The organism is Mesorhizobium sp. M0106, assembly GCF_040322715.1.
In the GTDB taxonomy this organism is placed as follows: Bacteria; Pseudomonadota; Alphaproteobacteria; order Rhizobiales; family Rhizobiaceae; genus Mesorhizobium.
Map to the genome: position 1 here is coordinate 135,896 of NZ_JAMYUA010000014.1, position 7,692 is coordinate 143,587.

At 56.2% G+C, this 7,692-nt stretch carries 5 protein-coding genes and 5 pseudogenes; 5 read left to right on the top strand and 5 right to left on the bottom strand.

All coding sequences use genetic code 11. The annotated features are described in order from the left end of the window. Window positions 1-75: 75 nt before the first annotated feature. The 4 genes and pseudogenes from NKJ55_RS16315 to NKJ55_RS16330 form a co-directional block, all read left to right on the top strand. Window positions 76-307: pseudogene (locus NKJ55_RS16315) on the top strand (hypothetical protein); the annotation flags it as partial. 298 nt (window positions 308-605) lie between these two features. Beyond that, window positions 606-1,865 (top strand): diaminobutyrate--2-oxoglutarate transaminase, encoded by a 1,260-nt coding sequence (gene ectB / locus NKJ55_RS16320; RefSeq protein ID WP_352450792.1) that lies wholly within the window; start codon window positions 606-608, stop codon window positions 1,863-1,865. Further along, entirely contained in the window at window positions 1,855-2,697 is an 843-nt protein-coding gene (locus NKJ55_RS16325; RefSeq protein WP_352450793.1) for a 2OG-Fe(II)-dependent halogenase WelO5 family protein, read from the top strand. Before ectB ends, NKJ55_RS16325 begins: the two co-directional genes overlap by 11 nt. Before the next feature lie 564 nt (window positions 2,698-3,261). Next, on the top strand, window positions 3,262-4,107 hold the full coding sequence (locus NKJ55_RS16330; RefSeq protein ID WP_352450794.1) for a helix-turn-helix transcriptional regulator: 846 nt from the start codon (window positions 3,262-3,264) through the stop codon (window positions 4,105-4,107). Window positions 4,108-4,545: 438 nt separating this feature from the next. Here the strand turns inward: NKJ55_RS16330 and NKJ55_RS16335 are convergent. Further along, window positions 4,546-4,692, bottom strand: a pseudogene (locus NKJ55_RS16335) (transposase); the annotation flags it as partial. Window positions 4,693-5,009: 317 nt separating this feature from the next. Then, a pseudogene (locus NKJ55_RS16340) lies at window positions 5,010-5,117 on the bottom strand (transposase); the annotation flags it as partial. Window positions 5,118-5,191: 74 nt separating this feature from the next. Here NKJ55_RS16340 and NKJ55_RS16345 point away from each other — a divergent pair. Then, window positions 5,192-5,665, top strand: a pseudogene (locus tag NKJ55_RS16345) (transposase); the annotation flags it as partial. A gap of 136 nt (window positions 5,666-5,801) precedes the next feature. Here the strand turns inward: NKJ55_RS16345 and NKJ55_RS16350 are convergent. The 3 genes and pseudogenes from NKJ55_RS16350 to NKJ55_RS16360 all read right to left on the bottom strand — a co-directional run. Further along, window positions 5,802-7,220, bottom strand: coding sequence for an MmgE/PrpD family protein (locus tag NKJ55_RS16350; RefSeq protein WP_352450795.1), 1,419 nt, complete (start codon window positions 7,218-7,220; stop codon window positions 5,802-5,804). 1 nt (window position 7,221) lies between these two features. Next, complete coding sequence (locus tag NKJ55_RS16355) at window positions 7,222-7,479, bottom strand: gamma-glutamyl-gamma-aminobutyrate hydrolase family protein (protein ID WP_352450796.1); 258 nt, start codon at window positions 7,477-7,479, stop codon at window positions 7,222-7,224. A 12-nt stretch (window positions 7,480-7,491) separates the two neighbouring features. Continuing rightward, window positions 7,492-7,692 (bottom strand): annotated as a pseudogene (locus tag NKJ55_RS16360) (M24 family metallopeptidase); the annotation flags it as partial.

The following is a 7,692-nucleotide window of genomic DNA, read 5'->3' on the forward strand; positions in this document are numbered from 1 at the left end:
GCAACATCCGCAGCTGTTGTCAAATCAAACACGCCTCTTGGGGAGTGGCTGGGTGCATAGACCCAATTCAAATCGATCACGTGTGCTGGAAAAACATCCTGCAATTTCGAACGCTACCCGTTCACCTTTGGACCCACGCCATCGTGAAGCTCGACCGCCTCGGCAGCATTTGGGGGGCAAGGTGGAAATCTACGCCAAACGCGAGGACTGCAACTCCGGTCTCGCGTTCGGCGGAAACAAGCTGCGCAAGCTCGAATACATCATTCCCGACGCGATCGCGTCAGATGCCGATACACTCGTCACCGTCGCGTCAACTACCAGAAGCCGTAGTTTCGGTGCTTGCCCGACAACTCTAGAAACGAGCTCGTGTAAACGCATTCACCGAAGGTATCAGCATGCAGAGCTCGACGCTGGAGGTCTCGAAGCGGATGTGTCCAGCAGATGAGCCAGCGCAGGGCCGGTCTGAACTATCTGTGCAGCAGACGAAACGCAGCGCCCGGATCCGACACAACCAAATTTCGCTCTTCTATGTGATGATGAAAAATAACTCGCCAGCACTTAATCACTGTCTTGCTAACGCGATGCCGACATGCAGAGGACCAGAAATGAATACTGATGTTTTTGCAGCTCATGAGTCTAACGTGCGTCGCTACGGGCGGTCGTTTCCTGCAGTCTTTACGAGAGCCCTTGGGGCGACAATCTGGGACGAGGCCGGAAACCCATACATTGATTTCCTCGTAGGATCCGGCGCCCTCAACTATGGACACAACAACCAGAGTATTATTGCACCAGCAATCGAATATCTCGTTGGCGAGAACATTCTTCTATCTCTTGACATGTACACGGTGGCAAAGCGTGAATTCATTGAAACGTTTGTCGACTCGATCCTGAAGCCCAGAGGCCTTTCCTACAAGATACAGTTCCCTGGGCCGACGGGCACAAACGCTAACGAAGCAGCGCTGGCGCTGGCGCGAAAATATACCGGCCGCTCGAGCGTCATGGCATTCACGAACGCGTTCCATGGCATGTCGCTTGGCTCTCTGGCGGTGTCGGGTTCGGCATCGACCAGGGAATTGGGCGGCGTCGCTCGCCACGATGTGATCCGCGTCCCCTACGACGGATACCCGAACCAAGATTTCGATTCCGCGAGCTACATAGACTTCGTATTGGGCGACCCAGGCAGCGGCATTGAAAAGCCCGCTGCAATCATTCTGGAGACCATTCAGGCAGAAGGTGGCATGAACACTGCATCTGCTGCTTGGCTCACGGATATTCAGCGCATTTGCCGCAGGCACGACGTTGTTTTGATGGTCGACGACATTCAGGCGGGCGCAGGACGAACGGGCGAGTTCTTCTCATTCGAGTTCGCGGGTATTGATCCCGATATCGTATGCCTTTCAAAGTCCCTAAGCGGTTCAGGCAGTCCGTTCTCCATCGTTCTGATCCGCCCCGACCTGGACATTTGGAATCCCGGAGAACATAGCGGCACCTTCAGAGGCAACAATCTCGCCTTCGTGACTGCAGGGGCGATGTGCAAACTGTGGTCCGAAACGCAGTTCACTGCAGGCGTCGAGCGAACAGCCGCCAAACTGCAAAGACACCTGGATAGCCTGGTTGCGAAATTTCCCACGTGCATCGAACAAAAGCGCGGCCGCGGTCTGATGGCCGGTCTCAAATGCCGTTCACAGGCCGTGGTCGGCCGTGTGCACGATATCGCATTCGAAAATGGCCTGCTGATCGAATCTTCAGGACCAAATCGCGACGTCATCAAAGTCCTACCCCCGATAACCATCACCGACGACGAACTCGATCATGGCATCGCCATCCTAGATCACGCACTAAAGGAGCAAGCCAATGGGCATTAACCAAGCATCTCAGGCGCCTGCGATCTCGCCTCCTACAATCAGGGAACGAACTGGCTCAATCAGCACGGCGGAAATCGTCTCAGTCCTGAAAGGTGAGATCACCGCTCTGCACGTCAAGCAAGCTTTCAGTTCGGAAATAGCCGAAGAAATCACCGCGAACTTTGTTGACAGCACAGGTCTCAGGGAGCGTAAGGATGGCGTCCCCGGACAATATGTCGGCGCCTCCCATTACAGGAAGGATGCAGCCACCTACTTCGCACAATCAGAAACTGCGCGACCGTACGTCGACGCCCTTTTCGGCAATTTGGTTGATCCGGTCCGAGCATTATTCGACGCGTTGAAGCGCGAGCTTCACAACCAGGGCATTGAATTGAGACTGGCTCGCTCCGAGTACGGTCAAGCTAATGTTTGTCGCGCTCTTAGTTGGTCTGGCAGCGGCAAGTTTTCCTTGGACCCCCACGACGATGTCGCTCAAGTTTTATGTGCTGGGAACGATTACGAGCTTTGTGCGGTGGCGCACAACACCGTTGCAGCGCTCAACTTCTACCCCAGCATGCCCGAGGAAGGTGGCAACCTGCGGCTCTGGAGCCATAAGCCGACGGTCGCCGCCCGAAAGTCGCAAGGTGTGGAGACCACAGGCTATCCCTATTCGGCAGCTTATCTCGATGCCGTTCCTTGTCGCGACTTCCAGCTCAGGGCCGGGGATATCGCCCTGATCGACGGCGGTTTCGTTCACGGGGTTACCGGTCAATCCGGCAACGGAAAGCGTCGCCTGGTGCTAAACAGCTTTTTCGGGTTTGCGCGGCCAGATCTAGTTCTCTGGTGGACCTGACGTTGGATGTCACGGCAACCGACCTCCGGTGACTGTCACATCCGCAAAGGGGGGCCTTTCAGTCAGGCCCTCGGGCTGATCCGAACCGACATTGTCATGAAGCTCTTGGCGCTCCAGGTGCTACCGGTCTCAGACAGGATCACTAATTTTCGGGCTGGACCGAATTAGCGTACCACCGCACGGACCACGCAAGTTCAAGAAAACTCTTGGCGCCACCGATATAGTAGCTTGACACGTCAATCTAAGGTCGCCGCTTTGACTTCTTTTCGGTAGGATTTTTGTGCGCCGACTAAATGATACAGTATGTTAAACGATTCGCCCATGCTGTTATCAATAGGATATAGGCTAAACCATATCACAACAACAACATTTATCTAAGATATGTTGCGTTCGTATAACACTAGCACACAATAACCTCAAACTAAATAACTTCCCCGGTGGGCTTGAGATGTTATAGATTTGACGATGCTGGCCTGCTGAGGACGGCGAAGCCCTAGCCTTACAGCCGGCAGCTTTGGTGCGCCAGTGGCAACACCCAGCGCAAATGGCTACGGAGCAGAGACCATGGAACGCCCGCGGATGACCGCTGTCTCTCAACTTCGAGGGCTCTCAACCAGGATGTCCGACCAGTTTTCTTTGGTTCCGGCGATGCATTTCCCTGAGGCTGCCAGGGAGGCGTTTGCGCTCGAGTTTGGCCGATTTCTCGACCAAACGGATCGTGTTGCAAAATCCGAGCATTTGTTCGACCTGTTATCTGACTTTGCCCTGAATTTTGATTGTGCGTGGATCGCGTATGGATCTCTTGTACCAGGCCAAAAAGGCTCAAAGCCGGTCCGAGGCGATCCGGCCGTCATGCTGAATTATCCTCATGAATGGCAGGAACGCTATTTCGAAATGGGTTATGACAGGATAGACCCCACCATCAAGAGGAGTCGGAGGCGAGCAGAAGCCTTTCAGTGGAGCGAGGTGTACAACGACGAAAGCACGACTGAAGACGAACGGCGCGTTTTCGACGAGGCGGCGACGTTCGGCTTAAGATCGGGCATTAGCGTTCCATTGCACGGCCCCGACGGCCGCTTTGCGATCATGAACTTTGCTCAAGCCTGGGACGGTGAATTCCAAAATAGAGCAATCACCTACTTGCAGCTCGCGGCGTTGCATTTCCATCTGAGAGTCGGTAAGTTCGCTAATTCAAGCGGCGTCGAGGAGACACCTAATCTTTCTCCAAGAGAAAAAGAGTGCATCCTATGGACGGCGAAAGGGAAATCGTCGTGGGAAATAGGTAAGATTGTAGGGATATCTGTAAATACTGTTAACTTCCACATAAAAAACGTAATGCGAAAAATGGATGCGGCCAGCAGAACAACGGCGGCTATAAAAGCGATAAAATTCGGAATTATCGATTTGTAAAACTCTGGCCAAAATGTCGCGCAAAGCACCGTCAAGCTAAGTCCACGGTTGAGCTGTTACAACGAAGAACGGCATTATTAAAATCGGCAGTCTTGAAATCACGGAGGCAGTGCCAGAATAGGTCGACTTGCCGTCGGTTTGGCTCACGGATGTTCGGCATCGCGTCCTTCTGCCCTGCCACAAATTTCTGTCACCGGCCTACCGTCTTTACCCTGCTGACAACGAACACCTTCTGCGCGTCCGAAGCCATTGCCTTCCGTCCTCCGCCTTTCTCAGCCAGGAAATGACGCGTGACACTCCAACCATACGGTCCCCTTGTGAGGTACAGATTAGGCGGTCGGCGCGAAGATGAAGGAGTTCCGGCCGGCTTCCGGCGTACCGTTTAAGAGACTTTCGTCGAGCATCATAGCAGTGTTCCTCTAAGGATCCGTTTTGAATTCGGCAGATGAGGTTGGCGCCCATTGCGACGAGGATCATTGCGTGAGAGGCGTCGATGCGCTGCTCGTAGTCGCGCACTCGGCGGGGACATCGGGTCATCCAGCCGAAGGTCCGCTCGACGACCCAGCGTCGTGGCAAAGACTTATAGGTAAGACCGTCGTATAGTGCGAGATTTGCAAGCGTCTTTTTGGTGCGGGAGATTGTTTGCCGGGAGCACGGTCGTCTACCCGGTCGACATGGGCCGCCGCATCATGGGGCTTCACGGGATGGTCCTTCCAATGGATGTCTCGCACGCTCCGAGCAAACTCGTGGTGCAACGGCAACGGAATGGACCAGCCTCGGTCCCGGCAGGGACTCCTCTAATGGGCGCTGCAGAGCTCGAGAATTAGGCGATAGCCATCGCCCTGTTGAAGAGCTCACCGGAGCGGAGCATCGCATGCACGCAAGTCGCTGTCGGCCCAGCCGCGAGTCAGGATCACTACCGCAGCTTCATAGAGAAGCGAACGCACATGGGTGTCTCCGCGGCGGGAGATATGGCGGTCATAGTCTACTTCGCCCGACTGATAGCGCCGCGTCGTAGTCACCGGGCGACCTCACCATCCAGAAGCAGCGCCGCAGCTCGGCTCGCGATGCCGAGATCATCATCAGTCTCGACGAGGTCATTGCCCTGCTCAAGCGCCAGAGCCGGCGGCTCGAAGGCGAGATCGCCTCGCTGATCAACGACGATCCCTTGTGGGCATGCCTCGACCAAGCCTTCCGCTCGCTCAAGGGCGTCGCCTCGCGCACCGTGGCTCGCCTGATGGCGCAACTGCCCGAGATCGGCATCCTCTCCAACAAGGCCATCGCCAAGCTCGCCGGGCTGGCGCCGATCGCCAACGACAGCGGCAAGCGCAGTGGCCGCCGGTCGGTGCGCGGCGGCCGCGAGGGCCCGCGCTCCATCCTCTTCCTCGTTGCTCGCACCGTCGCCAGATACGATCCTCACCTTGCTGCCTTCCATCAACGGTTGTAGGACGCAGGAAAGGAGAAAATGGTCATCCGCATCGCGCTCGCCCGCAAGCTGCTCGTCATTCTCAATGCAAAAGCACGCGATGCGCGCATCGATTTCGCAAATGCAACTTGACACTCCAGATAGTCGCTCATCCGTCAAATCAGGCGGGTATCGCTTGGTCTTGTTGGCGGTCTGGGCCAGCCGGCCACTGCTCTGCTTTGTGGCATCCACAGCTCCAGCCTCAGACGAAACCCCAGCAAGCCGATTTTCAAAACGGCCTCTTACCCCTGTCACCCAAAATCCGCCATAGCTCCAAGTTCCCCTTTTCAAGCTCAGTGAAAATTGCGGTTTCGGATGTCCAGTGTCGGCTGTCCCATGGCAGGAGGGCGGTCAGAAGTGGCAGAAAGCCTGTGGTGTCAAGGCTAGCTATCGCCGATAGGATCTCGTCCTGCCACTTCGGGTGAACGTTCTTTTGGGCGATGTTCTTGAACTTCTCCGCGATCTGGTCGCTAGATAAGGGGTTTGCGACGTCCCCTAGGGGATGAGGCACGGTCATCTCTTCTGGCCCTTTCCCCTGATCAATGACGACACGGGCAGGCGTTCCGACTGGAAACGCGGAAGCAAAATCGGGCACCGGCTCAAGCTCAATGCGCGCGGCTAACTCGAGAACACGAGCGTCAGCAAGACGCTCCTTCTGCACAGGCTGTAGAGCTTCCCGACCGAATAACGCGGCCAGTGCGCAGCTAAAATAGAAGCTGTACTGACCACCCTCCAGGGTGCTGGGGGCGCGCTCGTTGGCCAGGCGCATCGCCTGCGGGAAAGTCTCGATGCGCAGGTTTCGTATCTCTTCTCCGTCCCGGCGTAAGGCAAGGATCGCATCGATTGCTGCGTGGATGTAGCGGCAGCATGCATATGGCTTAAGGTAGCACTTTTCAACTTCCCACGAAGATCCAAGATCGCCTGTCAAGAGCTGGCGAGTGAACCGATCGTTGTCATCAAGAAGATCAAGTGGGCCAGTTGCGGCTGCCCGTGCGCGATAAGCGGCCGTAACACCCGCAACCACCGCCGGGGGAATCCCTTCCTTGATTGTGCTGCCCTCGAACTTGGAGCTTGCGGTCATGAAGACGATCGGTCCTTCGGACCCGGCGATCGCCAACGCATGAGCAGCTTCTGTTGCACTCAAACCTAACAGACGGCAAGCTGCTGCCGCAGCCCCATAGCTGACCCAGCGTCCACTTGCATAGGTATCGATTGTTTCAACAGGACGAGAGCTCGCGACTCGCAGAGCGATTTCGTATCCGAGCGCGATTGCAACCAAGGTCTCCAAGTCTGACGCGCCGACAGCCTGAGCCACTGACAAAGCAGCGGGAATGACGCCCGCACCGGCGTGCCCCCCTGCGCCGCGGTGACCATCATCGATGTCCAGCGCGCTCGCCGCAGCACTATTCGCCATCGCGGCGCCGACTACACTAGAGCGTTTGTCTGTCAGCCAAATGCTTACGTAGCCTTCGCCATAGGCTTCCAGTGCCGCCTTTCTGGCTGCGTCCGCTAATGGCGATCGCAGGCCCGCAGCAGTAGCACCGATGAGGTCTTGTATGAGCAACGAAATCGTCCGCCGTGTAGCCGCTGGCAGTGCACTTGCCGGATAGCTGCTAACGAAGTTGGCGAGTTCAGTTATGGCTTGCACCTTAGCGGCTCCAATAGTCGCGTTCTTGGGCAAGCGGAGCCGCCCCGTAGAGTTCCATCGGAACACCACCGGTAAGCGCGAGACCTGAAATGACGTCGAGTAGCGCCCTTACTTCATCTGCTTTGACATAGGGCAAAATTATCGGAAGTGCGCCGGCTTTCTCGATTGCACGTACGTAATTGGCGCAACAGATGTAGCCTTCCTTCTCCACGTCGAAATTGCTGACGATACCTATGACTGGTTGAATAAGGTTAGCCATGGTGGATGATCTTCAATTATGCGAGAAGAGCTTGCGCTCCATGGTGATCAGGCGTTCCGGGCCTTGTTCCGTCACGAGCACCGTCTCGCTGCAGCCCATGCCGGCCGCCCCCATCAGCATGTGGAACACCATTCCGGCCTCAAGGACCCATTCTACGCCCGGCAGGAACTCGCGGATAAATTCGCCGGCGGATGGGCGGTAATTGAGACCAAG